This is a genomic window from Pseudomonas fluorescens, from assembly GCF_001307275.1.
Lineage (GTDB): Bacteria > Pseudomonadota > Gammaproteobacteria > Pseudomonadales > Pseudomonadaceae > Aquipseudomonas > Aquipseudomonas fluorescens_AA.
Genome location: NZ_CP012831.1, coordinates 1438751 through 1465202 on the forward strand (window position 1 = coordinate 1438751; position 26452 = coordinate 1465202).

The window sequence follows — 26452 nt, forward strand, 5'->3', positions numbered from 1 at the left end:
TGGTCGGGCGAGAATGCTGATGCTGGCTTCGGTTTTTCTGCTCTTGGACATGTGCGCCTCCATGCTCATCTCCAATCTGTGCTCTCAAGCCGGCATCGACTGCTGGGCGAAGGTACCCGCCATCGCGCCTTGCCATATTTCTGGAGTCAGGCCGTGCAAAAACCGGGGACGGCAACCTTCTGGAACAAGTGCGGAGTGGCTACGACGGATGACGGATAGGCCGAAACCTTCGCGACGAATTCGGGACGAGCGAAGGCATCGCGGAGCGTCTCGGTGGACTCCCACACCACATAGTTCAGGAACGTCGGGCTATCACCGATCGCTCGGTGCAATTGGGTGGAGATGAAACCCGGCTGCTGCTTCAGGGTTTCGCCTGCCGCCTTGAAGGCGTCCAGGAAGCCCGCTTCGTCGGCGGTACCGACCGTGAATATGTTGATAAGTACGATTGGCGCGGCCGAGATGCCGAGTTGGCGCTCAAGCGGGAATTTATCGTCTAGCGGCTTGAATTTCTTCAGCACTTCCATGGTGGCACTCGCGTCTGTTGTGAAATTGGAATTGGCGTGGTCGATGCTGCTTGATCTCAAACCAGCATCGACTGCTGGGCGGAGATGCCCGCCGTCGCGCCTTGCCATGATGCCGTGGTGACCGAGGGCATTCCGAGGCTGGCGAGGTCGCCGGCGGCGTAGATGCCGGGCACGCTGGTTTCGCGGCGCTCGTCGACCTTGAGGACGATGCCCTGGGGCGTATCGACCGTGGCGAGACCCAGCGATTCATGCAGGCGTGCGGACGGTTTGTTGCGCGGATGCGCGAACAGGATGTCGACCGCGACAGAGGGGCCGGCGTCGAGCCTGACGGTGGCGTTATGGCTCTCGTCATGGTCGATTTCGGTGACCCGGCCATCGACGACAGGGATGCCACGGCGCGCCAGATCGGCCCGGATGTCGGGTGGAATGTCGTGACCATTGGCAAAGACCGTCAACGTGTCAGTCCAATCGTGGTACAGCCTGACGTAGTTGTGCGACATTGGGCCGGACCAGACGAGGCCCCAATGCCGGCCGGCAACTTCAAAGCCGTCGCAATAGGGGCAAGGCACGATGGAGGTGCCCCAGCCTTCGGCAAAGCCGGGAAGTTCAGGCATCTGGTCGGCGACGCCATAGCTCAGGATCAGGCGGCGCGCCCTCAGGGTTTCGCCCTCGCCCGTGAGGACGGAGAAATCGTCGATTGCGCCGGAGACGCTCTCGGCCCGGGCAGTGACCAGCTGGATCGTGGGATAGCGCGCCAGCTGCTGCCGCGCCTCGGCCAGGATCTCCAGCGGTGGCTTGTGGTCGTGGCCGAGCAGGCCATGGGAGTGGTCGGCGAAGCGATTGCGCGGCAGGCCGGTATCGAGGACGGTGACCTTGCGGCGGGCACGGCCGAGTTGCAGGGCGGCGGCAAGCCCGGCAAAGCTGCCGCCGATGATGATGACGTCATTCATGATGATGGACTCCGCGCTGTGGATGAAGGGAGATCGCTTGCACAATTAAGAAACTAGGAAGTACCATAATCCACTAATTTAGATACTGTCAAGTACTGGAATTTTATGACCGAACACAGTCAGGCCCGACGCGGCCGGCCCGCCAACGATGCGCTAGGCCAGACGATCATCGACGCCGCGGGCGAACTTTTTGTGGAATTGGGTTTTCAAGCGACGACAATGGACAAAGTCGCCCAGCGGGCGAAGATATCCAAGCTCAGCATCTATCGGCACTTCGAGAACAAGGAGGCGCTGTTCAGTGCGGCCATCGCGGCCCACTGTCAACAGTTTGCACCGCAGGCCCTTATTGAAGGCGTCGGCGGTTCGGCGGCAGATCAGCTCATGGCGGTGGGAACATCCCTGCTTCGCACGTTGTTGAGCCCCGACGTGCGCAGTGTCGAAGCCATGATCATGGCCGACAAGACGAATCAAAAATCGTTAAGCAAGCGCCATTACGAAGCCGGCCCCGCCTATGTCATTGCCCAGATCGAGGCCCTGTTGGGTCAGTTGCACGCGAAGGCGGTTCTGAACGTGCCCGATCCTCTCCAGTCCGCCCGCTTGTTTGCCGCGCTGTTCAAAGGATCCGATCTCCTGATAATCGCGCGCTTCGATGAGGCCTGGGCAGAGGACGACAACGAAATCGAATCCTATTGCCGGGCGGCCGTCGCCATGTTCATCGCCGCGCACGAAAAATAAAACCGTACCCGGAAAAGCACTCATGCATCACGAGAGAACCCAGTGGAATCGGACTGATCAAGAGATTTGATCCCGGGGCCTTCCCTTATCGATTACCCAGCAGGGCATTTACCCCAAAAAGCCAGAAGCCCGCATTACGCGGGCTCCAGGGCAGTTCTTGCTAGTCGGTGCCGGATAATGCCGGACACCCAATCATTCCCACCCAATCGTCGCCGTCGGCTTTGCTCGACACGTCATACGTGACGCGGGAGATGCCTTCGATTTCGTTGATGATGCGCTCGGAAACGGTTTCCAGCAGCCCCTACGGCAGGTGTGCCCAGCGAGCGGTCATGAAGTCGATGGTTTCCACGGCACGCAGGGCTACAAAAGGCCGCTGGCTATCCCAGCAGTTGAAAAACAAAAGAAACGCTTCCTTGGTCGGTGCGCATTTCGCCTGCGACAACAATAGCGTTGTTGTTCTGCAGCGCCATCGCAACGCGCGTCACCTCTTTGCCCAAGCTGATAGGTTTCCACCCCTTGCCATTGAAAGAAGTATCCGGTTTCCCATTTGGCAGATGGCGACCTACAATTATCTCTATATCCACATAGGCCAGAAGGCCGCAGGTCACGATGCGGGCGTCCGGCTGAATCGCGCAACCGACCCAGAACGAGCCTTTGTTATCCACTGTGGGTTGAATCACGGGGTTGCCCTCGTTGAAATCCATGTCCTGGGTCCCGTCTCGATTCAGACTCACCAACATGCCGTTCGAAGCGAACATCGCTTCGCGAACGCCAGTGCCCCCACAGCCCAGAAGCTTTGAGTTTTTTTGCAGAACAACTTTATCGATCTCCCCTGGGCCCTGGGGGCCGAAGACGAAACCATTGACGCCAAAGTCGACGTCAAGTTCGCCTCTCATGTTGACGCGAGCCCAGGCACTCCAGACGATCCTCGTGTCGGTTTCCAGATAACCCGCCAAATAGAGGTGTTGGTCGATTAGGAGTGTCTGCGTCAAGACGGTGTTAGACCCGGGATGTTTAATGACGACAGCACCATTGTTGCCGAACTCTTTTATGAAATGGCCGCCTTCATCAAAGTGCATGATGAGCGTGACGTTTTGTCTGTTATGTATGCCCTTCAAGGCGACATAAATATTTCCGTTATGAACAAGACAGGACAGTCTTGGGTTCAAGTCGACGTATTCAGGAGTTGCGTCTTTCTCGGCGATGAAGGCGGGTAGGCGGATATTTTCATAGTCATAGAGAGGCACGACATGCCCGGAAACACCGAAACCCTGATCCAGTGTACCGTCAGGATGATAGCGGGCAAGCCCAAGCATGATTGCGCCAAAGGAGTTACTTTGAGTAAGGCCTGCAAGCAGGATTTTTCCATCGGGTAATACGGTAATGTCCATGCCCATGGAGTACGCGTCAGGCATAAAGTCCCCGATAACCGGTTCTCCGTTATTGAAATCCCGGTTTCGAGTACCGTCAGGATTCAGGACGGTGATGATATAGCCGCCCATGAATGCGCCTACAGCGCCAGCTACATATATCTTTCCTGCGGCATCAGTAGCGACGGTGGTTGCGATTTCGCCCGGGATAACCACAAGCTTTCCATCGTTAAATGCAGGATCGAAGTCACCGGGTTGTTGTCGTTCGGTTGTTCCATTGGAGTTCATGCCTATGTCCTTTCCGAGCAGCGAAGAATGCAGAAGCGACGTAACTTCATAGGAATAGGAGAGTCAGATTACGTGTCTGCGGTTTGGCTTTGCCTCACGATGATGGGGGACACAAAATTCTCTGTAAGCTGTCAGGAATGACAGTTTTTTAGTCGAATCTGCACTGATATCATTTTTTTTAGTATTTTTAGATCTGAAATAAGTGCCACCAGCGAGTTGATGACGCTGAGGGCGATACTGATTTTCCAGTGTTAGAAAATGCAGCCATCGTCCATGCCATGCCTGGCGGTGCCCAAAACTTTCAGAAGTTGCCAACCCAAAAAGCCAAAAGCCCGCAATTACGCGGGCTCCAGGGCATTTCTTGCTAGTTGGTGCCCGGCAATGCCGGACGCCCCATCATTCCCACTCAATCGTCGCTGGCGGCTTGCTCGACACGTCATAAGTGACGCGGGAAATACCTTCGATCTCATTGATGATCCGACCGGAAACAGTCTCCAGCAGCTCATAGGGCAGGTGTGCCCAGCGAGCAGTCATGAAGTCGATGGTTTCCACGGCACGCAGGGCCACGACCCAGGCGTAACGACGGCCATCGCCAACCACGCCCACCGATTTCACCGGTTGGAACACCACGAACGCCTGGCTGACCTTGTGGTACCAATCGGCCTTGCGCAGTTCTTCGATAAAGATGTGGTCGGCGCGACGCAGCAGGTCGGCGTATTCCTTCTTCACTTCACCGAGAATCCGCACGCCCAGGCCCGGGCCCGGGAATGGGTGGCGGTAGACCATGTCGTAGGGCAGGCCCAGTTCGAGACCAAGGCGACGGACCTCGTCCTTGAACAGTTCGCGCAGCGGCTCGACCAGCTTGAGGTTCATCTCTTCCGGCAGGCCACCGACGTTGTGGTGGGACTTGATCACGTGGGCCTTGCCGCTCTTGGCGCCAGCCGACTCGATCACGTCGGGGTAGATGGTGCCCTGGGCCAGGTACTTGATGTTGTCCAGCTTGCAGGATTCGGCATCGAACACGTCGATGAAGGTGCGGCCGATGATCTTGCGTTTCTTCTCCGGGTCGGACTCGCCGGCCAGGTTGTTCAGGAACTGCTCTTCGGCGTTGGCGCGGATCACCTTGACGCCCATGTTCTCGGCGAACATGGCCATCACTTGCTCACCTTCGTGCAGGCGCAGCAGGCCGTTGTCGACGAAGACGCAGGTCAACTGGTCGCCGATGGCCTTGTGCAGCAATGCGGCAACCACCGAGGAGTCGACGCCGCCGGACAGGCCCAGCAGCACGTTGTCGGTGCCGACCTGGGCGCGGACTTGGGCGATGGCGTCTTCAGCGATTTTCGACGGAGTCCACAGGGCTTCGCACCCGCAGATGTCGAGGATGAAACGCGACAGGATGCGGCCGCCCTGCTTGGTGTGGGTCACTTCAGGGTGGAACTGCACGCCGTAGTAACGGCGATCATCGTTGAACATGCCGGCGATCGGGCAGCTCGGGGTGCTGGCCAGGATGTGGAAGTCTTCCGGCATCTTGGTGACCTTGTCACCGTGGCTCATCCACACGTCCAGGCCGAACAGGCCGTCGGCGTCGACGTGGTCTTCGATACCGTCCAGCAGGCGGCTCTTGCCGACCACGTCGACGCGGGCATAACCGAACTCACGCAGGTCCGAACCTTCGACCTTGCCGCCCAGTTGTTCTGCCATGGTCTGCATGCCGTAGCAGATACCGAAGACCGGCACGCCCAGGTCGAACACGGCTTGCGGGCAGCGCGGGCTGTCGGCTTCGTGCACGGACTCGGGGCCGCCGGCGAGGATGACGCCTTTCGGAGCGAATTCGCGAATCGCTTCGTCATCCATGTCGAACGGATGCAGTTCGCAGTACACGCCGATTTCACGCACGCGGCGGGCGATCAGCTGGGTGTACTGGGAACCGAAGTCGAGGATCAGGATGCGGTGAGCGTGAATGTCGAGGGCCATGACTCATTCTCATGTAGTGAATCAGAAACAACTCGGGGCTGAATGAACAGCCCCGGTGATTAACGTTTTGCTGGAAGCCTTAACCTACGCGGTAGTTCGGCGCTTCCTTGGTGATCTGCACATCGTGGACATGGGACTCGGCCATGCCGGCGCCGGTGATGCGCACGAATTCCGGCTTGGTACGCATCTCTTCGATGTCGGCGCTGCCGGTGTAGCCCATTGAGGAACGCAGGCCGCCCATCAGTTGATGGATGATGGCGCTCAGGGTGCCTTTATACGGCACGCGACCTTCGATGCCTTCCGGCACCAGCTTCTCGGCACCCGCGGAGGAGTCCTGGAAGTAACGGTCGGAAGAGCCCTGGGCCTGGGACATGGCGCCCAGCGAACCCATGCCGCGATAAGCCTTGTAGCTACGGCCCTGGAACAGCTCGATCTCGCCCGGCGCTTCTTCGGTACCGGCGAACATCGAACCCATCATCACGCAGTAGGCACCGGCGACAATGGCCTTGGACAGGTCACCGGAGAAGCGGATACCGCCGTCGGCAATCAACGGCACGCCCGTGCCTTCAAGGGCGGCGGCGACGTTGGCGATGGCGCTGATCTGCGGCACGCCGACACCGGCGACGATACGGGTGGTGCAGATCGAGCCAGGGCCGATACCGACCTTGACCGCGTCGGCGCCGGCTTCGGCCAGGGCCTTGGCGGCTTCGCCGGTGGCGATGTTGCCGCCGATCACCTGCACGTCAGGGAAGTTCTGCTTGACCCAGCGAACGCGGTCGATCACGCCTTTGGAGTGACCGTGGGCAGTGTCGACCACCACCACGTCAACGCCGGCATTGACCAGGGCAGCGACGCGGTCGCCGGTGTCCTTGCCGGTGCCGACCGCGGCGCCGACACGCAGACGACCCTGGTCGTCCTTGCTCGCCAGCGGGTAGGCCTTGGCTTTTTCGATATCGTTGACGGTCATCATGCCCTTGAGGGCGAACTTGTCGTCGACGATCAGCACGCGCTCGATACGGTGCTTGTGCAGCAACTCGCGGACTTCGTCCTTGTTGGTGCCTTCCTTGACCGTGACCAGGCGCTCTTTAGGCGTCATCACTTGGCGAACGGAAGCATCGAGACGGTTCTCGAAACGCACGTCACGGGAGGTGACGATGCCGACCAGGTCGCCATCGTGCAGTACCGGAACGCCGGAGATGTTGTGCATGCGGGTCAGTTCGAACAGATCCCGGACCGTGGCGTCAGCCTCGATGGTGATCGGATCCTTGACCACGCCAGCCTCGAACCGCTTGACCTTGCGCACTTCGGCGGCCTGCTGTTCGATGGTCATGTTCTTGTGGATGATACCGATACCGCCTTCCTGGGCCATGGCAATGGCCAGACGGGCTTCGGTCACGGTGTCCATGGCGGCGGAAACCAGGGGGATATTCAGTTCGATGCCACGGGTGAGACGGGTTTTGAGACTGACTTCGTTAGGCAGTACTTCGGAATAACCGGGCACTAGGAGAATGTCGTCGAAGGTCAGAGCTTCTTGGCTGATACGCAGCATCGCGGGGGCTCCCGAGCGGGAAAATGGAAGCGCGCCATTATACTCATGGACCCCGTCTGGCTCAATGTAAAACTCTGCCTATTATTGGCGGGCTGATTGACGGGGCAAAACCACCACACTCTCATACAACACAGAACCCCTGTGGCGAGGGAGCTTGCTCCCGCTGGGCTGCGAAGCGGCCCCGGCTTTTGGCGGTTGCTGCGCAACCGAGCGGGAGCAAGCTCCCTCGCCACGGGACCGCATGCCTCCTCACCTACAACTCCACCCTCACCCAACTCACCGGCTGATCGAGCCAATCGGCGAACTCATCGAGAAAGTCCTGCTTGAACCCCGCCTCCAGCCAGTTGTTGAAAATGAACCCCAGGTTGGAAAAGCCGCACGGCTGCAGGAACAGAAAACCATTGATGTCATCTTCATGGCCGCATTCGGGGCAGGTGAAGTTGTCGGTGCGCGCTGGCATCCAGTCTTCCAGGCTTTCGAACAACGCTTCGCCGACTTCCTTGCGGCACTCGGCGCAACCGGCTTCTTCGAGAAAGCCCTTGGCTGGCGTATAGATGCAGCGCTTGGTGATGATCTCCAGGCCATTGATCGCTTCGCCGAACGGCAAGGCATCGGGGTGCAGGACCACCGTCCGTGCGCCGGGGGCGATGGCGTGGGCCATGCGATTGCCGGTGCGCCCGCAGGTGGTCAGTTGTTCTTCGACGATATTTTTGCGCACCAGCCAGCGCACGATCGCCCGGGCCCGGGGCTCGTGGACCGGCAGGGTGGAAATTTTCGGGACGATGATGCTTTGCGAATTCATGACGAGGCCTGGAGGTTCCCATGGGGGCGAATAAAGGCCGGCAGCTTAATCCCTGGCCGAGCCAGGTCAAGCACTCAGGTAACGCCCGATCAAGGCAATGCCGCTGGCGAGCACCAGCCAGGTCACCAAGCGCACGAACGCCTCGCGCGACAACCTCATGGTCAGGCGACGACCCACCCACAGCCCCAGCGCCATGGCCGGCAACAAACACAACGCCAGTACCAACAAGGGTAGCTCGGCATACACACCGGCGACGATAAACAGGCTCAAGCGCACCACCGTGCTGCAACTGATCAAGGCACTTTGCGTGGCCCGGGCCGGGTCCTTGGGCAGGCGGCTATTCAAGTAGATGGCATATAAAAAGCCGCCACTGCCAAACAACGCCCCGAACATCCCGCCCACCGTGCCCATCGGAAACGCCCACCGCGATGACAGCTGCGTCGGCCGGGTTTTTATCAACAGGCTATAGATGGCATAGCTGCTGATAAACAGCCCCATCAACAGCAACAACAGGTCGGACTTGAGATTGAGCAGGAAAATCACCCCCAGGGTGCACCCTAGTGCCATGCACGGCAGCAACCGCAGCAGCTCCGGCCGGGACACGTCCCGACGCGATGGCAACAGGTTGCCGAAGGCCGCGACAAAATCCAGCAGGACCAGCAGCGGGATGATCTTCGACAAGGGCATGAACAGCAGCAGGATGGGCGCGGCCACCAGCGCCGTGCCGAACCCGGCGATGCCGAACACGATGTAGGCCAGGGCGATGGCCGAGCCGATCGCCAGCCATTCCAGGGGGGCAAATGCCCACTGGCCCAACCACGACAGAAGATTCATCCGGCACTTCCTTGATGACGAAGCGGCGACTTTAGCCAGATGTGTCGGGGCATATCCAGCATTTGTGGTGACAGCTCCACCACTATCGCGAGCAAGCTCGCTCCCACAAATGGATCCCTGATGCTCACAAAGCTTGCGACCACCCAAGATCCCTGTGGGAGCGAGCTTGCTCGCGATGAAGACAACTCGGTCCGATTTGTTTCCACACATGGAGATTCACCAGCGAATGCCCTTATCATGCCGCCCATGATTAAAGATCCCTTTGCCCGACTGGGCCTGGACCGTGAGGTCCTGACTGTCAGCCAGCTCAACGGCCGTGCGCGGGTGTTGCTCGAAGACGTGTTCAGCAACATCTGGGTCGAGGGCGAGATTTCCAACCTTGCCCGTCCGGCCTCCGGCCATGTGTACTTCACCCTCAAGGACAGCGGTGCCCAGGTACGTTGCGCGCTGTTCCGGCAGAATGCCGCGCGGGTGCGCCAGGCCTTGAAGGACGGGCTGGCGGTGAAGGTCCGCGGCAAGGTTTCGCTGTTCGAAGGCCGTGGCGATTATCAGTTGATCCTCGACACCGTGGAGCCGGCCGGCGATGGCGCCTTGCGCCTGGCCTTCGATGCCCTGAAGGAAAAACTCAGCGCCGAGGGCCTGTTCAGCGCCGAGCGCAAGGTGCCGTTGCCGGCCCATCCGCAACGCATCGGCATCATCAGTTCGCCCACGGGTGCGGTGATCCGCGACATCATCAGCGTGTTCCGCCGCCGGGCGCCGCAGATATCCCTGACCCTGATTCCCACCGCCGTGCAAGGCCGCGAAGCCACCGGGCAAATCGTCCGTGCCCTGAAACTGGCGGACGCCCGTGGCTTCGATGCGCTGATCCTGGCCCGGGGCGGCGGCTCGCTGGAAGACCTATGGTGCTTCAACGAAGAAGCCGTGGCCCGGGCGGTGGATGCCTGCGTCACGCCAATCGTCAGCGCCGTCGGCCATGAAACCGACGTGTCCATCAGCGATTTCGTCGCCGACGTTCGCGCCCCGACCCCGTCCGCCGCCGCCGAACTGCTGGCGCCGGATGCCGGCGACCTGGTGCGCCGGGTCGAAAGCCTGCATCGCCGGCTGGTGATGCGCATGCGCGACCGGCTGATGCGCGATCAATTGCGCCTCGAAGGCCTCACCCGGCGCCTGCGTCATCCCGGTGAGCGCCTGCGCCAGCAAGCCCAGCGCCTCGACGACCTGGACATGCGCCTGCGCCGGGCCTTCGAACGCAACCTCAATACCCGCCGCGAGCGGCTGATCCGCCTGGAAACCCGCCTCGCCGGGCAACACCCGGGCCGACAGTTGGCCATGTTGCGCCAGCGCCTGGACAGCCTGGCCGAACGCCTGCCCCGGGCCATGCGTGAAGGCCTCAAGGCGCGCCGCGTGCAATTGCACAACCAGATGCAGACGCTGCACATCGTCAGCCCCCTGGCGACCCTCGGCCGCGGCTACAGCATCTTGCTCGACGAACGCGGCCATGCGATCCGCAGCGCCGGGCAAACCCAGACCGGCCAGCGCCTGACCGCCAAGCTCGGCGAAGGTGAACTGCTGGTGCGGGTCGAAGACAATCACCTGACGCCAGTCACCCTTTCTTTACTGGACTGATTCATGCCGCGATATCTCGCCCCATTGTTCTTGCTGTGCCTGACCTTCAACGCCCACGCCGACAGTTACATCACTCGCTTGTTGAACAAGCCAGTGCCCGGCGGCGTGGCTGTGGTGGACCTGGGCAGCGCGGCCCAGGCCCCCAAAGCCACTTACCAGGGCAAGCCGGTGCTGGTGGTCAAGGAACAGGACAACTGGCTGGCGATTGTCGGCATCCCGCTGACGGTCCAACCCGGCACCCAACAGATCAGCAGTGGCGGCGGCACCCAGCCGTTTGTGGTCGGCTACAAAAAGTACCCCGAGCAACACATCACCCTGAAGAATAAACGCCAGGTCAACCCGAACCCGGCGGACCTCAAGCGCATCGACGCCGAGCTGGCGGTGCAACTGAAGGCCTACCGCAGCTTCAGTCCGAACATCCCCAGCAACCTGTTGCTGGACAAACCGGTCAACGGCCCGCTGTCGAGCAAGTTCGGCGTGCGTCGTTTCTTCAACGGCGAAGAGCGCAACCCCCACGCCGGCCTGGACTTCGCCGTGCCCGCCGGTACACCGATCAAGACCCCGGCCGCGGGCAAGGTGATCCTCACCGGCAATTACTTCTTCAATGGCAATACGGTGTTCGTCGACCATGGCCAGGGTTTCATCAGCATGTTCTGCCACATGTCGAAGATCGACGTGAAGGTCGGCCAGCAATTGGCCCGAGGCACCGTGGTGGGCAAGGTCGGTGCCACCGGCCGCGCGACCGGGCCGCATATGCACTGGAATATCAGCCTGAACGATGCGCGGGTGGATCCGGCGATTTTCATCGGGGCGTTCCAGCCCTGAGATGTGTGCTGAGGCGACTGGCCTCATCGCGAGCAAGCTCGGCTCCCACAGGTACGACGCTGTTCTTAAAAGTACCTACTTCCACAGGTTCAGCACTATTTCAGAAGTACCGAGCTACCCTGTGGGAGCGAGCTTGCTCGCGATGGGGCCAGCAGCAGCACCGTCTCTCCCTGAATTGCCGAGCCACAAACATCGACGCAATAAAACTACAAATTTCCGAAGAACTCGCGATTAAATCTCGCTAAACCTCCCCAAAGCAAAACTTCTCTCAATTTTTTCCGACTGCTTGCGATCCGCCGTTCACGCGGTTAGGGTTGGAGCATGAAAACCTCTCACACCCTCATCCAGCTTCGCCAGCACCGCAGCCTGTGCCTCGTCAGCGCACGACTGCCGGGCTGAATCGCGGCACCTCGTCCAGGCTTCAAGCCACCCCATTCGAACCACCGGCAGGCCGCCTTTTTCCGGCCACGACAATAAGGATTTCCCCATGAGCATGCTCAAAGACCCGTCTTCCAAATACCGCGCCTTCCCGACCATCAACCTGCCGGATCGCACTTGGCCGTCGAAGACCATCACCGCCGCGCCGATCTGGTGCAGCTCCGACCTGCGCGACGGCAACCAGTCGCTGATCGAGCCGATGGACGCGGTCAAGAAGCTGCGCTTCTGGAAAACCCTGGTCGCGGTGGGCGTGAAGGAAATCGAGGCATCGTTCCCGGCCGCTTCCCAGACCGACTTCGACTTCGTGCGCACCCTCATCGAAGAAGGCCACATCCCGGACGACACCACCATCCAGGTGCTGACCCAGGCCCGTGAAGACTTGATCGCCCGTACCTTCGAATCCCTGCGCGGTGCGAAAAAAGCCATCGTCCACCTGTACAACGCCACCTGCCCTTCGTTCCGCCGCATCGTGTTCAACCAGGACAAGGAAGGCGTGAAGGAAATCGCGGTGAACGCGGCCAAGCTGTTCGTCAAATACGCCGCCCAGCAGCCGGAAACCCAATGGCAGTTCGAATACTCGCCAGAAACCTTCAGCGCCACTGAGCTGGAGTTCGCCAAGGAAGTCTGCGACGCGGTGATCGAAGTCTGGAACCCGACGCCCGAGCGCAAGGTGATCCTCAACCTGCCCGCTACCGTGGAAGTCGCCACCCCGAACATCTACGCCGACCAGATCGAGTGGTTCCACCGCAACATCACCCGGCGTGACAGCGTGCTCATCAGCCTGCACACCCACAACGACCGTGGCACCGGCGTGGCCGCCACCGAGCTGGGCCTGATGGCCGGCGCCGACCGTGTCGAAGGCTGCCTGTTCGGTAACGGCGAACGCACCGGTAACGTCGACCTGGTGACCGTGGCGCTGAACCTCTACACCCAGGGCATCAACCCGGAGCTGGACTTCTCCGACATCGACGGCGTGCGCAAAGTGGTCGAGGAATGCAACCAGATCCCGGTGCACCCGCGTCATCCGTACGTCGGCGACCTGGTCCACACCGCGTTCTCCGGCTCGCACCAGGACGCCATCCGCAAGGGCTTCGCCCAGCAGAAACCGGACACCCTGTGGGAAGTGCCGTACCTGCCGATCGACCCGGCCGACATCGGTCGCAGCTACGAGGCGGTGATTCGCGTCAACAGCCAGTCGGGCAAAGGCGGTATCGCTTACCTGCTGGAACAGGAATACGGCATCAGCCTGCCGCGTCGCATGCAGATCGAGTTCAGCCAGGTGGTACAGCGCGAAACCGATCGCCTGGGCCTGGAAATGACCGCCCAGCAGATCCACGGCCTGCTGCAGCGTGAATACCTGCAAGCCAACACCCCGTACGCGCTGGTCAGCCATCGCCTGCAGGAAGAGAACGGCAACAGCGCCGTAGAGGTGGAAGTGGCGAGCAAGGGCCAGGGCGAGACCAACCTGCACTGGCGCGGCAAGGGCAACGGCGCCCTGGAAGCGCTGGTGGCCGGCCTGCCGATTCCGGTGGAGATCATGGACTACAACGAACACGCCATCGGCGCCGGCACCAATGCCAAGGCGGCGGCCTACATCGAACTGCGAGTCAACGGCGAGCGTGCGGTGCACGGCGTGGGTATCGATGAGAACATCACCACGGCGAGCTTCAAGGCGCTGTTCAGTGCGCTGAACCGGTCGCTGAGCCAGCCGGAAGCCAAGGCAGCCTGATTCCTGGGCTGAAATGCAAAAAGGCCCCGGGGTGTGAACCTTGGGGCCTTTTTGTTTGGCTGATGGTTGGGTGCTGACTGTACTGGCCTCATCGCGAGCAAGCTCGCTCCCACAGTGGATTTATGGTAGCCACAGATCCACTGTGGGAGCGAGCTTGCTCGCGATGACGGCCTGTCAGACAACCAAACTGTCAGGCATGGGTATCGACAGAAACGGTCATGGCCTGCAACAACGACGCCCGCAAGGTTTGCAGCATTGCCTGGGTACCCATGATCTGGGTCTGGATGGCCATGGCCTGCTGGGCCTTCTGCTCTTCGTTGGCCTGGCTCTTCTGCACGCGGGCCAACTGAGCTTGCTGCTGAGCCAGCAGTTTTTCGGCCTGCTCGATCTGCTTTTTCAGTTGCTCAATGATGTCCACACCGCCGCTGGCGGGAGCGCCGGCGACATTCGCGCCGCGGGTATCGACCTGCAGGGTCTTGTCCTTGTCGTCGGCGTCAGTCGATGTCACTGGACTGACCGCTTTCTCTTCTTCAGTCCCGCGGATGGAGACTTTAGGGGCTGACAACGGATAAGGGTTTACGGTGGTTGCGCTGATGCTGGTCATAGGGACTTCTCCTTGGCTGACCGGTTATCGGCACGCAACACCGTTCCTTGAGGCTGAATCGTTTCAATTCGTGAATTCGAAGCGATCGGCATCCAGGTTCGCCGGGAACCGCGTGCGATACGCCGCCAGGTCCACCGCATTCAAACACACGGTGAACACGCCATCCGCGTCGCCGGCGCTGAGCAAGGTTTCACCCTGGAAATCCAGCACCTGGCTGTCACCGGTGTAGGCGAAGCCCTTGCCGTCGGTGCCAACGCGGTTGACCGCCGCCACGTAGCACAGGTTCTCGATCGCCCGGGCCGGCAGCAGCCGATTCCAGTGCATACGCCGCGCTCCGGGCCAGTTGGCGGTGTACAGCAACAGGTCGGTGTCCTCGGCGTCGCGGCTCCACACCGGAAAGCGCAGGTCGTAGCAAATCAACGGGCGAATCCGCCAGCCCTTGAGTTCGAACAGCACCTGTCGCTCGCCCGGCGTGTAGTGGTTGTGCTCGCCGGCCATGCGAAACAGATGGCGCTTGTCGTAATGCAGCACTTCACCGTCCGGTCGCGCCCACAGCAGGCGATTGCGATGGCTGCCGTCGCCGGCCTGGACGATCACGCTCCCGGTGATGACAGCATCCAGTTTCTTCGCCTGGTCCTTGAGCCAACGGCGGGTGGGGCCGTTTTCCGGCTCCGCCAGGGTCTCGGACTCCATGGAAAAACCCGTGGTGAACATTTCCGGAAGGATGATCAGGTCAGCCCCGCGCGCCTGCTCGAGCAGCGCTTCGAAATGCTCCAGGTTGGCCTCGCGGTCGTGCCAGGCCAGGGTGGTCTGGACCAGGGCAATGTCGAGGTCCGGCAACGCGCTCAAATCACGCATAGTTTTTCCGCCGCTTCGCGCAGCGTCTCCTCGCGTTTGGCAAAACACAGGCGCACCAGGCGCTGGCCTTGGGGTGGGTCCTGGTAGAACACCGAGATCGGAATCGTCGCCACGCCATGCTCGCGGGTCATCCACACCGCCATGTCGACGTCATTGAGGTCCGGGCGAATCAGCGAATAATCCACCAACTGGAAATAAGTGCCGGTCACGCGCTTGAAGCTGAACCGTGACGGGGCCAGCAGATCGCAGAACAGGTCGCGCTTGGCCTGGTAGAAGTCCGGCAGTTCGTCGACGTGCTCCGGATGTTCGGCCATGTAGTCGGCCAGGGCGTACTGCAACGGCGTCACGCCGCAGAAACTGACGTACTGGTGCACCTTGCGCAGCTCTGCCGTCAGGGCCGCTGGGGCCACCACGTAGCCGGTTTTCCAGCCAGTGACGTGGTAGGTCTTGCCGAACGAGCTGACCACGAAGGCGCGGCGGTACAGTTCTTCGTGGGCCAGGACACTGGCGTGGGCGACGCCGTCGAACACCAGGTGTTCGTAGACCTCATCGCTGACCAGGTAGATGTCACGGTCGCGAATCAGCGTCGCCAATTGATCGAGTTCGGCGCGGCTGATCAGGGCGCCGCTGGGGTTGTGCGGCGAGTTGAGGATGATCATGCGCGTGCGCGGGCTCAGGGCTTCGCCGAGCTTCTCGAAGTCGATGGCGAAGTCATCCAGGCCCAATGGCACGTGTATGCAGCGCCCACCGGCCAATAGAACGGAAGGCTCGTAGCTGTCATAGCTAGGGTCGAAAACGATCACTTCGTCACCGCTGTGGACCACCGCCGCGATGGCACAGAAAATCGCCTGGGTCGCGCCAGGGGTCACGGTGACCTCTTGATCGGCATCGACGTTGGCGCCGTAGCTGCGGGCGATCTTCGCCGCGATCTGCTGGCGCAGCGCCGGCAGGCCGGTCATCGGTGAGTACTGGTTATGGCCTTGAGCAATATGCCGGCCAACCGCATCGCGCAGGGCCTGCGGGCCATCGAAATCGGGAAAGCCCTGGGACAGGTTCAGCGCACCCGTCTGCGCGGCGAGCTGGGACATCTGGGTGAAAATCGTGATGCCGACGTTCGGCAACTTGCTGGTGATCATGGAGGGGTCCCTGCTCTGCACCCGGCTCTGGTACGGCGCGGGAGAGCTCGAGGATAGCCCAATCGCCGGGCATGAAAAAGGGTGCCACAAAGGGCACCCTTCTCACACTGAAACAACTCATACCCTGTGGGAGCGAGCTTGCTCGCGATGGCGGTGGATCAGCCTGCATCCCTGTTGATGTACTGCCGCTATCGCGAGCAAGCTCGCTCCCACAGTGGATCTGCGGTGACTATCGATCAACGCTTGTCGCGGCGCTTCTTGTCGGCTTTCTTGTGGTGCGACATCAAGCGGCGCTTCTTGTTGACCTGGCGGTCGGTGAGCGTGTTCTTGTTGCCTTCGTACGGGTTCTCGCCACCCTTGAACTCGATGCGGATCGGCGTGCCGACCAGCTTCAGGACGCGGCGATAGGTGTTTTCCAGGTAACGGACGTACGACTTGGGCACCTTCTCGATCTGGTTACCGTGGATCACGATAATCGGCGGGTTGGCACCACCCAAGTGGGCATAGCGCAGCTTGATCCGACGGTTGTTGACCATCGGTGGCGCGTGCTCGCCTACCGCATCTTCGAGGATCTGGGTCAGGCGGTTGGTTGGCCAGCGGGTGACCGCCGACTTGAACGAGTTCTGCACCGAAGCGTAGAGGTTGCCCACGCCCGTGCCGTGCAAGGCCGAGATGAAGTGGATGTCGGCGAAGTCGACGAAGAACAGCCGGCGCTGCAATTCGACCTTGACGAAATCCCGCTCGCTCGGCGTCATGCCGTCCCACTTGTTGATCGCGATGACCAGCGCACGCCCGGCTTCCAGGGCGAAGCCCAGCAGGTTCAGGTCGTGATCGACCACGCCTTCGCGGGCGTCCATCACGAAGATCACCACGTTGGCGTCTTTGATCGCCTGCAAGGTCTTGACCACGGAGAACTTTTCAACTTCTTCGTGGATCTTGCCGCGCTTGCGCACACCAGCGGTGTCGATCAGCGTGTACTTCTCTTCGTTACGTTCGAAGGGAATGTAGATGCTGTCACGGGTGGTGCCAGGCTGGTCGTAGACGATGACCCGGTCTTCACCGAGCATGCGGTTGACCAGCGTCGACTTGCCCACGTTGGGACGGCCGATGATCGCGATCTTGATCCCGTCTTTTTCGCTCGGGCCCGGAATGCGCTTGGCTTCCTCGCCCTCGGCAACGATCTCTTCCTCGCCCTCTTCCGGCTCTTCCGCGTCGTCCTTGGGGAAACTCTCCAGGGCGATTTCCAGCATCTGGGTGATGCCACGACCGTGGGCGCCGGCGATCGGGATCGCCTGGCCCATGCCCAACGGTGCGAACTCGGCGCGGGCCATGTCCGGGTCGATGTTGTCGACCTTGTTGGCGACCACGTAGGAACGCTTGTTACGCTTGCGCAAATGCTCGGCGATCATCTGGTCGGCGGCGGTAAAACCAGCCTTGGCGTCTACCAGGAACAGCACCACATCGGCTTCTTCAATGGCGAGCAGCGACTGCTCGGCCATTTTTTCGTCCATGCCGTGTTCATCACCGGAGATGCCGCCGGTGTCGACCAGAATATAGGTACGCCCTTGCCACTTGGCCTCACCGTATTGGCGATCACGGGTCAGACCGGACAAGTCGCCGACAATGGCGTCGCGAGTCCTGGTCAGGCGGTTGAACAAGGTGGACTTGCCGACGTTCGGTCGGCCCACCAGGGCGATTACGGGAACCATGCGGCTCTCCACTTCGTTATTTCAGAAAATACAAAAGCCGCTGCGAGGCAGCGGCTGGTGCTCGGAGGCAGTCCTGTAGGAGCGGGCTTGCTCGCGAAAGCGGTGTGTCAGTTAACAAATTTTCTTCTGATACACCGTATTCGCGAGCAAGCCCGCTCCCACAAAGGACGGGCCGCTTGAGATCTAGCCCCAAGCATAGTCTTACTTGATGGTCAGGGCTTCCAGTTTGCCGCTGTTGCCATACACATAGATCATGTTGCCCACCACCAGCGGACGGGCACGCAGGCCGTCGCTGTCGATGCGCTCACGGCCGACGAAACGACCGTCCACCTGGCTGAGCAGGTGCAGGTAACCTTCCAGGTCACCCACTGCGACGTAGCTGGAGAACACTTCCGGGGCCGACAGCTGACGACGGGCCAGGGAGTCGTTGCTCCACAAGGCGGTGGTGGAACGCTCGTCAACGCCTTCGACGGTGCCCGAGGACAGGCTCACGTAGACGCTGCCAAAGCCCTGGGCGACACCGGCGTAGCTGGACGCATCGCGCTGCCACAACGGACGACCGCTTTCCAGGTCCAGTGCCGCCACGCGGCCCTGGTAGCTGGCGACGTACAACGTACCGCCGGACAGCAGCAAGCCGCCGTCGATGTCGACCACACGCTCCAGTTCCGAACGACCTTGTGGGATCGCCACGCGCTGTTCCCAGACCGGCACGCCGTTGGAAACATCCAGGGCCACCACTTTACCGGTCGACAAGCCAGCCACCGCCAGGCGGTTGGTGACGATCGGCGCGCTGGTGCCGCGCAGGGTCAGTACCGCCGGGGTGCTGTCATACAACCAGCGCTGGTTGCCGGTGGCGGCATCCAGGCCGATCAGGCGGTCGTCCTGGGTCTGGATCACCACCACGTCACCGTTGGTGGCTGGCGGTGCGAGCACTTCGCTGGTCACGCGGGCGCGCCATTTCTCTTCACCGCTGCTCGCGTCCAGGGCGACGATCTCGCCCTTGAGCGTGCCGATCATGACCAGGCCGTAACCCACGCCAACGGCACCGGAAACGGGCAGTTCAAGATCTTTCTCCCATTTGACGTCGCCATTGCTGCGGTCCATGGCCATGACCACGCCCGTGACGTCGCCGGCATAGATGGTGTCGCCATCGATGGCCGGCACCAGCATGTTGTAGGTTTCACCCTGGCCATCGCCGATGGAGCGGCTCCACTGCTTCTGCAGCACGACTTCTTCTTTGAAGTCGGTCAGTTCGGCTGGCGGCAGTTCTTTCTTGCTGTTGCTGCTGCAACCCGCGGCCAGAATGGCCAGGGCCAGCAATGCTGCATGTTTCCACTGGATCACGTCACGCATCCCCTTTGGCCAGGTCGTCCAGCTTGATTTGCAGGCCACCGACTGCGGCTTCATCCGACAGCGCAGCCTTGGCTTTTTGGTAGGCCGCATGGGCCTCATCGGCACGGCCCAGCTGTACCAGCAGGTCGCCCTTGAGTTCTTCGCGGGTCGCCAGGAACGCCTTGTCGGCATCGCCGTCGAGCAGCTTCAAGGCGTCTTCGGCCTTGTTCTGGGCCGCCAGCACCTGCGCCAGGCGCTGACGCGCCACTTCGCCCAGGGTCGGGTTGGCCGGTTTGTCGACGATACCTTTGAGCTCGGTGGCCGCGTCGTCCAACTTGCCGCTGTCCACCGCCACCTTGGCCACGAACAGGCGACCGTACTGCGCGTAGGCAGTGCCGCCGAACTCCTTGTCCAGCTTGCCGGCCAGGTCCGCCACGCGGGCCGCGTCAGGCTTGCCATCCGGGGTCAGGGTGGTTTCCAGCAATTGCTGGTAGAGCACCGAGGCGCCTTGCGACTGGTTGCTCTGGTATTTCTGGTAGGCCTGCCAGCCGAACACGATGACCAGCGCCAACAGGCCGCCAGTGACCAGCGGCTTGCCATTGCGCGTCCACCAGTCCTTCAAATCCGCCAGCTGTTCATCTTCGGTACTCGACACCCCAATACTCCTTAATCGCTAAATCGGCTGTTTGACAGCTTCAACCCTGCACGACGCAGGTGGCCAGGTGTGCAGCAAGCGCATCCCAGGCAATGCTTTGTTGTTCGCCCTGGCCACGCAGGGGTTTGAAACCTACCACTTGTTGGGCCAGTTCGTCGTCACCGAGGATCAGTGCATACAGCGCACCGCTCTTGTCGGCCTTCTTGAATTGGCTCTTGAAGCTGCCGGCGCCGGCGTTGATCTGCAAGCGCAGGTTGGGCAACTGGTCGCGGATCCGCTCGCTCAACGACAAGGCGGCCAGTTCGGCGGCCTCGCCAAAGGCGCACAGGTAGACGTCGACCTGACGGGACAGTTCTTCGGGTACCTTGTCCAAGGCTTCCAGCATCAGCACCAGGCGCTCGATGCCCATGGCAAAGCCCACGCCCGGGGTCGGCTTGCCGCCCATCTGCTCCACCAGCCCGTCGTAGCGGCCGCCGGCACATACAGTGCCTTGGGCGCCGAGTTTGTCGGTGACCCACTCGAAGACCGTCTTGCTGTAGTAATCCAGGCCGCGAACCAACTTGGGGTTGATCACGTAGGGAATGCCCACGGCGTCCAGGCGCGCCTTCAGCCCTTCGAAGTGCGCACGGGATTCGTCGTCGAGGTAGTCGGCCATTTTCGGCGCGTCGACCAGGACCGCCTGGGTGTCGGCATTCTTGGTGTCCAGCACACGCAGTGGATTGGTCTTCAGACGGCGCTGGCTGTCTTCATCGAGCTTGTCCAGGTGCGCGGAAAGAAACTCCACCAACGCTTCACGGTAGCGGCCACGGGACTCACTGGTGCCCAGGCTGTTGAGCTCGAGCTTGACCGCATCACGCAGCCCCAGCTCGCCCCACAGGCGCCAGGTCATGACGATCAGCTCGGCATCGATGTCCGGACCTTCGAGATTGAACACTTCCAGGCCAATCTGGTGGAACTGGCGATAACGGCCTTTCTGCGGACGCTCGTGACGGAACATCGGGCCGACGTACCAGAGCTTCTGCACCTGGCCGCCGCCGGTGATGCCGTGTTCGAGCACCGCACGCACGCACGCCGCCGTGCCTTCGGGGCGCAGGGTCAGGGAATCGCCGTTGCGGTCGTCGAAGGTGTACATCTCTTTTTCGACGATGTCGGTCACTTCACCGATGGAGCGCTTGAACAGCTCGGTGAACTCGACGATCGGCATGCGGATCTGCCGGTAACCGTAGTTATCCAGCAGGCGCGCCACGGTGCCCTCGAAATAGCGCCACAGGGGCGTCTGCTCGGGCAGGATGTCGTTCATGCCACGAATGGCTTGCAGAGACTTGCTCACAGGTAATCCTTAAATTCGTTCGACTCAACCACGCGCAATCACTGCAGCGTCGGCTTCGACCTTTTCGGCCGCTTTCTGGCGAATCAGCCGTTCCAGCTCATCCACCAGATTGTCATTCGTCAGTTTCTGCGACGGCTTGCCGTCGATGTAAATCAGGTTCGGTGTACCGCCAGTCAGGCCGATATGGGCCTCCTTGGCTTCGCCCGGCCCGTTGACCACGCAACCGATCACCGCGACATCCAGCGGCACCAGCAGGTCTTCGAGGCGCCCTTCCAGTTCGTTCATGGTCTTGACCACATCGAAGTTCTGCCGCGAGCAGCTCGGGCAGGCGATGAAGTTGATGCCACGGGAACGCAGGTGCAGGGACTTGAGAATGTCGTAGCCGACTTTCACTTCCTCGACCGGGTCAGCCGCCAACGAGATGCGGATGGTATCGCCAATCCCTTCGGCGAGCAGCATACCGAGGCCGACGGCGGATTTCACCGTGCCCGAACGCAACCCACCGGCTTCGGTGATGCCCAGGTGCAGCGGCTGGACGATTTCCTTGGCCAGCAGGCGGTAGGCTTCGACGGCCATGAACACGTCGGACGCCTTCACGCTGACCTTGAAGTCCTGGAAGTTCAGGCGCTCAAGGTGCTCGACATGGCGCAGGGCGGATTCCACCAGCGCCGCTGGGGTCGGTTCGCCGTATTTCTTTTGCAGGTCTTTTTCCAGGGAACCGGCGTTCACACCGATACGGATCGGGATGCCCCGGTCGCGGGCCGCATCCACCACGGCACGTACACGGTCTTCGCGACCGATGTTGCCCGGGTTGATACGCAGGCAATCGACGCCCAACTCGGCCACGCGCAGGGCGATGCGGTAGTCGAAGTGAATGTCGGCGACCAAAGGCACCTTGACCAGTTGCTTGATCTTGCCGAACGCCTCGGCGGCGTCCATGTCCGGCACGGAAACGCGCACGATGTCGACACCGGCGGCTTCCAGGCGGTTGATCTGCGCGACCGTGGCGGCCACATCATTGGTGTCGCTGTTGGTCATGCTCTGCACAGCGATAGGCGCATCGCCGCCCACGGGCACGTTACCGACCCAGATCTTTCGGGATTCGCGACGCTTGATTGGAGATTCGCCGTGCATGACTTATTGACCCAACTTCAGGCGAGCGGTCTCGCCACTGGTGAACGGAGCGATGTCGACCGGCTGGCCGTTATAGCTGACCTGTGCGCCACGGGCATAACCCAGGCGTACGGCAAACGGCGGCTTGCCATTGACGGCGGTGCTGTCGCCCTTGCGCTTGAGGCCACTGAACAGCACCTTGCCGTTGCCGTCGGTGATCTGCGTCCAGCAGTCGGCGACAAACTGGATCTGCACCTGGCCTTCACCCGCGACTGGCGCCGGGGTCGGAGCCGCTGGAGCTGCCGGGGCGACTGGAGCGGTAGGCGCGGCGTGGGTCGCAGGCGCAGCCGGTGCTGGCGTACTCGGCGCGGCCGGGGCCGTGGCAATCGGTGCGCTGCCGGTGTTCGGGGCAGCCGGTGCAGTCGGCGTGGTCGGTGCTGGAACAGCCGGCTCGGCACCGGCCTGGGCATCGGCGTCGTCCTGGCTTTGTGGCAACGCCAGGGCGGTTTCGCCTTCGGTCTGGCCTTCGATGACAGCCTGGTCTTCCGGCTCGTCCAGCGGATGGATCTGGGTGGTGCCGTCAGCGCCCTCGACCTCGACGTGCTCGGGGTTCATGGCGACGGGCTCCTTGTTGCGCAAGGACGCCTGGTCCTGCCACCAGACAAAACCGCCACCGATCACCGCGATCAGCAGCAACAGGCTGACGATTCGCAAAATGGTGTGGGAAACGCGAACCGGCTCCTCGATGCGCCCCAGGCTGTGCACATTGCTGCCCTGGGCATCGGAACCGGTGTATTGATCGAATTGCTGGACCAGCACGGTCTGGTCCATGCCGAGCAACTTGGCATAGGCGCGGATGTAGCCCCGGGCGAAGGTGTGCCCGGGCAGCTTGTCGAACGCGCCCGCTTCCAGATTGCCGAGGGAAGCCACGGTAAGATTGAGCTTGAGGGCCACTTCGGCCAGCGACCAACCATTGCTTTCGCGGGCTTGACGCAGGGTCTCACCGGGATTTACGCGAGTCGCTGCTACAACTTCGGGATGCGCCGCTTTCATCATTGCTCCGACAGGTATTGCTGATATTCCGGCGTACCGGGATAGAGTCTTTTGAGTTGCAAGCCGTAACTTGCAGCTTTGTCGCGATCTTCAAACACATGTGCCAGCCGAACGCCGAGCAATAGACTACGTGCATTTTGCTCGCTCAGCAGGCTAAAACGCTCGTAGTAGTCACGGGCGGGCACATAATGCCTGTCTTCGTAAGACAACTCAGCCATTTCCAGCAGCGCCCGCGGTTGCTGGCGGTTGAGCCGCAGCGCCTTTTCGAGCTGCTGGCGGGCCAGGTCACGCTGTCCCAACTGCGCGGCCGTCATGCCGAGGTTCTCGAACACCCGCGAACGCTCAGGGTAAAGGGTATCGGCGGCAGCCTGCTCGAAGCGCTCGTAGGCTTCCTTGTAGCGTTTCTGCTCGAAAAGAAAGCTGCCGTAGTTGTTCAGGATCCGTGCATCCTGGGGGCGGCCGGCCAACGCCTTGCGAAAATGCTGGTCGGCCAGTTCCGACTCCATCTCGGCCTGGAACACCAGGGCCAGGGCCGCGTTGGCATCCGGGTCGGAATCGTCCAGCTCCAGGGCCTTCTTGAGCGGCACCTTGGCCCGTTCGGTCATGCCCTGCTGCAGGTAGCCGATGCCCAGTTGCACATAGGCCACACGTGCCTCGTCACGCCCTTTGCTGGTCTTCATCGGGTTGTAGTCACCCGACAGGACACAACCGGAACAAAGGCCGGCCAACAGCAAAACGAGCGCGAAGCGCAGGGACATAGAGTTCCTCTCTTAGTGACTGTTCGCAGCGTTTTGCACCGCATCATCCGCGGCGTTCAACTCACGCACGGCAATGTAGCGTTCGCTGCGACGGGTGCGATCCAGCACCTGTCCTACCAATTGGCCACAGGCGGCGTCGATGTCTTCGCCGCGGGTGGTGCGCACGGTGACGTTGAAGCCAGCGTGGTGAAGCTGATCCTGGAAGCGACGAATCGCGTTGTTGCTCGGACGCTCATAACCGGAATGCGGGAACGGGTTGAACGGGATCAGGTTGATCTTGCACGGGATGTTCTTGAGCAGCTCGATCATCTCGACCGCGTGCTCGACCTTGTCGTTCACATCCTTGAGCAGCGTGTACTCGATGGTCAGCACGCGTTTTTCGCCCAGGGACGACATGTAGCGCTGGCACGACTCGAGCAGCATCTTAAGCGGATACTTCTTGTTGATCGGCACCAATTGGTTACGCAATGCGTCATTGGGTGCGTGCAGCGACAACGCCAGGGAGACGTCGATGTGCTTGGCCAGCTCATCGATCATCGGCACCACGCCAGAGGTGGACAGGGTCACGCGGCGCTTGGAGATGCCGTAGCCCAGGTCGTCCATCATCAGGTGCATGGCGGAAACGACGTTGTCGAAGTTCAGCAGCGGCTCACCCATGCCCATCATCACCACGTTGGTGATGGCACGGTCGACGGTCGCCGGGACGCTGCCAAAGGATTTGTTGGCAATCCACACCTGGCCGATCACTTCGGCGGCGGTGAGGTTGCTATTGAAGCCTTGCTTGCCGGTGGAGCAGAAACTGCAATCCAGGGCACAGCCTGCCTGGGACGAAACGCACAAGGTGCCGCGCTTGCCCTGGGGAATGTAGACGGTCTCGACGCAGCTGCCGGACGCCACGCGCACCACCCACTTGCGGGTGCCGTCGCTGGAAATGTCCTGGCTGACCACTTCGGGGCCGCGAATCTCGGCAACAGCCTTGAGCTTTTCACGCAGGGCCTTGCCGACATTCGTCATGGCGTCGAAGTCGTCGACGCCAAAGTGGTGAATCCATTTCATCACCTGGCCGGCACGGAAACGCTTCTCCCCGATCGAGTCGAAGAATTTCTCCATTTCCGGCTGGGTCAGGCCCAACAGGTTGGTTTTGCCGTTCGATGTAGTCATGGATTCACCTTCACTCAAAAGCCTGGGCTTAGCGAGTGGTTACTTCAGTAGCGGAGAAAAAGTAAGCGATTTCGCGAGCGGCAGCGGCTTCGGAGTCCGAACCGTGGACGGCGTTGGCGTCGATGGACTCGGCGAAGTCAGCACGGATGGTGCCGGCAGCAGCTTCTTTAGGGTTGGTGGCGCCCATCAGCTCACGGTTGCGAGCGATGGCGTTTTCGCCTTCCAGCACCTGAACGACAACCGGACCGGAAGTCATGAAGGCAACCAGCTCACCGAAGAAACCGCGCTCGCTGTGCTCGGCGTAGAAGCCTTCGGCTTCGGCTTTGGACAGTTGCTTCATTTTCGAAGCTACAACGCGCAGGCCAGCGTCTTCGAAGCGGGTAACGATCTTGCCGATCACGTTTTTAGCAACGGCGTCAGGCTTGATGATGGAGAAAGTACGTTGAACAGCCATGGTGTAACTCCAGAAACGGTAATTTGCGAAAAATTAAACCCGCGAATTATACGCGGGTTCAGGGGTATTGCCTAACCTGCCAGGTCGATCAGTCGATTTCTTCGATCCAGAGCGTCTGGACCGCTTCCAAGACCTTCTCGCCACAACGGCCAGAGGTATTGTCGAAATCGGGTAGCTCCATGATCCAGCGCTGCAAATCGACAAAATTCACAGCCAGCGGATCCACGTCCGGCTTGGCTTCGGCCAGTTCTTCTGCGATGCGTTGAACATCATTCCAACCATAGCTCATGACAGTGTCACCATCAGTGCGGCGCTTCGGCCGCATGGTTAAGCGAATATTTCGGGATTTCGACCACCAGGTCCTCGGTGCCGACCTTGGCCTGACAGGTCAGGCGCGACGTCGGCTCCAGGCCCCAGGCCCGATCAAGATAGTCCTCTTCCAGCTCATCGGCCTCATTCAGCGAGTCGAAACCCTCGCGAATGATGCAATGGCACGTGGTGCAGGCACAAACGCCGCCGCAGGCGCTCTCGATCTCGATGTGGTTGTCATGGGCCACTTCAAGCAGGGACTTGCCGGTTTCGGCCTCTACCACCATACCGTCCGGGCAATGCTCGGCGTGTGGCAGAAAAATGATCTGCGGCATC

At 61.1% G+C, this 26452-nt stretch carries 25 protein-coding genes and 1 pseudogene; 4 read left to right on the forward strand and 22 right to left on the reverse strand.

The window, feature by feature from the left end:
• Positions 1-146: 146 nt before the first annotated feature.
• Entirely contained in the window at positions 147-524 is a 378-nt protein-coding gene (locus tag AO356_RS06510; RefSeq protein WP_060739075.1) for an antibiotic biosynthesis monooxygenase family protein, read from the reverse strand.
• 56 nt (positions 525-580) lie between these two features.
• Positions 581-1474 (reverse strand): NAD(P)/FAD-dependent oxidoreductase, encoded by an 894-nt coding sequence (locus AO356_RS06515; protein WP_060739076.1) that lies wholly within the window; start codon positions 1472-1474, stop codon positions 581-583.
• A 105-nt stretch (positions 1475-1579) separates the two neighbouring features.
• On the opposite strand from AO356_RS06515, the gene AO356_RS06520 reads away from it, so the two are divergent.
• Positions 1580-2209, forward strand: a complete 630-nt coding sequence (locus tag AO356_RS06520; RefSeq protein ID WP_060739077.1) for a TetR/AcrR family transcriptional regulator — start codon at positions 1580-1582, stop codon at positions 2207-2209.
• Positions 2210-2401: 192 nt separating this feature from the next.
• On the opposite strand, the pseudogene AO356_RS30690 reads toward AO356_RS06520, so the two are convergent.
• The 6 genes and pseudogenes from AO356_RS30690 to AO356_RS06545 form a co-directional block, all read right to left on the reverse strand.
• Positions 2402-2573, reverse strand: a pseudogene (locus AO356_RS30690) (GMP synthase (glutamine-hydrolyzing)); the annotation flags it as partial.
• Between the two features lie 13 nt (positions 2574-2586).
• Entirely contained in the window at positions 2587-3867 is a 1281-nt protein-coding gene (locus AO356_RS06525; protein WP_060739078.1) for a delta-60 repeat domain-containing protein, read from the reverse strand.
• 396 nt (positions 3868-4263) lie between these two features.
• Entirely contained in the window at positions 4264-5841 is a 1578-nt protein-coding gene (gene guaA / locus AO356_RS06530) for a glutamine-hydrolyzing GMP synthase (protein ID WP_045155136.1), read from the reverse strand.
• Positions 5842-5920: 79 nt separating this feature from the next.
• Positions 5921-7390, reverse strand: a complete 1470-nt coding sequence (gene guaB / locus AO356_RS06535; RefSeq protein WP_060739079.1) for an IMP dehydrogenase — start codon at positions 7388-7390, stop codon at positions 5921-5923.
• A 253-nt stretch (positions 7391-7643) separates the two neighbouring features.
• The gene (locus AO356_RS06540) at positions 7644-8192 is read right to left on the reverse strand and encodes a hypothetical protein (protein WP_060739080.1); all 549 of its coding nucleotides are present in this window, start codon (positions 8190-8192) and stop codon (positions 7644-7646) included.
• A 66-nt stretch (positions 8193-8258) separates the two neighbouring features.
• Positions 8259-9026: a sulfite exporter TauE/SafE family protein gene (locus AO356_RS06545; RefSeq protein WP_060739081.1), complete on the reverse strand. Its 768-nt coding sequence runs from the start codon at positions 9024-9026 to the stop codon at positions 8259-8261.
• A gap of 246 nt (positions 9027-9272) precedes the next feature.
• On the opposite strand from AO356_RS06545, the gene xseA reads away from it, so the two are divergent.
• The 3 genes from xseA (at position 9273) to leuA (ending at position 13644) form a co-directional block, all read left to right on the forward strand.
• Complete coding sequence (xseA, locus tag AO356_RS06550) at positions 9273-10652, forward strand: exodeoxyribonuclease VII large subunit (RefSeq protein ID WP_060739082.1); 1380 nt, start codon at positions 9273-9275, stop codon at positions 10650-10652.
• Positions 10653-10655: 3 nt separating this feature from the next.
• The gene (locus tag AO356_RS06555; protein ID WP_060739083.1) at positions 10656-11477 is read left to right on the forward strand and encodes a peptidoglycan DD-metalloendopeptidase family protein; all 822 of its coding nucleotides are present in this window, start codon (positions 10656-10658) and stop codon (positions 11475-11477) included.
• A 487-nt stretch (positions 11478-11964) separates the two neighbouring features.
• Positions 11965-13644, forward strand: coding sequence for a 2-isopropylmalate synthase (gene leuA / locus AO356_RS06560; protein ID WP_060739084.1), 1680 nt, complete (start codon positions 11965-11967; stop codon positions 13642-13644).
• A 190-nt stretch (positions 13645-13834) separates the two neighbouring features.
• Here leuA and AO356_RS06565 read toward each other — a convergent pair whose 3' ends face one another.
• The 14 genes from AO356_RS06565 to fdx form a co-directional block, all read right to left on the reverse strand.
• A complete protein-coding gene (locus AO356_RS06565; RefSeq protein WP_060739085.1) occupies positions 13835-14248 on the reverse strand; it encodes a hypothetical protein in 414 nt (137 codons plus the stop codon).
• Between the two features lie 63 nt (positions 14249-14311).
• On the reverse strand, positions 14312-15106 hold the full coding sequence (locus tag AO356_RS06570; protein WP_060739086.1) for an amidohydrolase: 795 nt from the start codon (positions 15104-15106) through the stop codon (positions 14312-14314).
• Positions 15094-16242: a pyridoxal phosphate-dependent aminotransferase gene (locus AO356_RS06575; RefSeq protein WP_060739087.1), complete on the reverse strand. Its 1149-nt coding sequence runs from the start codon at positions 16240-16242 to the stop codon at positions 15094-15096. The genes AO356_RS06570 and AO356_RS06575 overlap by 13 nt, the downstream gene beginning before the upstream one ends.
• Before the next feature lie 236 nt (positions 16243-16478).
• A complete protein-coding gene (gene der, locus AO356_RS06580; RefSeq protein ID WP_053118638.1) occupies positions 16479-17951 on the reverse strand; it encodes a ribosome biogenesis GTPase Der in 1473 nt (490 codons plus the stop codon).
• Positions 17952-18152: 201 nt separating this feature from the next.
• A complete protein-coding gene (gene bamB, locus AO356_RS06585) occupies positions 18153-19304 on the reverse strand; it encodes an outer membrane protein assembly factor BamB (RefSeq protein ID WP_060739088.1) in 1152 nt (383 codons plus the stop codon).
• Positions 19297-19938, reverse strand: coding sequence for a YfgM family protein (locus tag AO356_RS06590; RefSeq protein WP_003198017.1), 642 nt, complete (start codon positions 19936-19938; stop codon positions 19297-19299). Before AO356_RS06590 ends, bamB begins: the two co-directional genes overlap by 8 nt.
• Before the next feature lie 40 nt (positions 19939-19978).
• Positions 19979-21268 carry a histidine--tRNA ligase gene (hisS, locus tag AO356_RS06595; RefSeq protein WP_025212010.1) on the reverse strand — a complete coding sequence of 430 codons (1290 nt, stop codon included), beginning with the start codon at positions 21266-21268 and terminating at the stop codon, positions 19979-19981.
• A 24-nt stretch (positions 21269-21292) separates the two neighbouring features.
• Positions 21293-22402 carry a flavodoxin-dependent (E)-4-hydroxy-3-methylbut-2-enyl-diphosphate synthase gene (gene ispG / locus AO356_RS06600; protein WP_003185136.1) on the reverse strand — a complete coding sequence of 370 codons (1110 nt, stop codon included), beginning with the start codon at positions 22400-22402 and terminating at the stop codon, positions 21293-21295.
• 3 nt (positions 22403-22405) lie between these two features.
• Positions 22406-23434, reverse strand: coding sequence for a RodZ domain-containing protein (locus tag AO356_RS06605; RefSeq protein WP_060739089.1), 1029 nt, complete (start codon positions 23432-23434; stop codon positions 22406-22408).
• Positions 23434-24192: a type IV pilus biogenesis/stability protein PilW gene (gene pilW, locus AO356_RS06610; protein WP_060739090.1), complete on the reverse strand. Its 759-nt coding sequence runs from the start codon at positions 24190-24192 to the stop codon at positions 23434-23436. Before pilW ends, AO356_RS06605 begins: the two co-directional genes overlap by 1 nt.
• Before the next feature lie 12 nt (positions 24193-24204).
• Positions 24205-25353: a 23S rRNA (adenine(2503)-C(2))-methyltransferase RlmN gene (rlmN, locus tag AO356_RS06615; protein ID WP_053118626.1), complete on the reverse strand. Its 1149-nt coding sequence runs from the start codon at positions 25351-25353 to the stop codon at positions 24205-24207.
• A gap of 28 nt (positions 25354-25381) precedes the next feature.
• Positions 25382-25807 (reverse strand): nucleoside-diphosphate kinase, encoded by a 426-nt coding sequence (gene ndk / locus AO356_RS06620; RefSeq protein ID WP_042727994.1) that lies wholly within the window; start codon positions 25805-25807, stop codon positions 25382-25384.
• Between the two features lie 88 nt (positions 25808-25895).
• The gene (iscX, locus tag AO356_RS06625; RefSeq protein WP_060739091.1) at positions 25896-26096 is read right to left on the reverse strand and encodes a Fe-S cluster assembly protein IscX; all 201 of its coding nucleotides are present in this window, start codon (positions 26094-26096) and stop codon (positions 25896-25898) included.
• Positions 26097-26109: 13 nt separating this feature from the next.
• A complete protein-coding gene (gene fdx, locus AO356_RS06630) occupies positions 26110-26451 on the reverse strand; it encodes an ISC system 2Fe-2S type ferredoxin (protein ID WP_042727996.1) in 342 nt (113 codons plus the stop codon).
• Position 26452 lies beyond the last annotated feature (1 nt).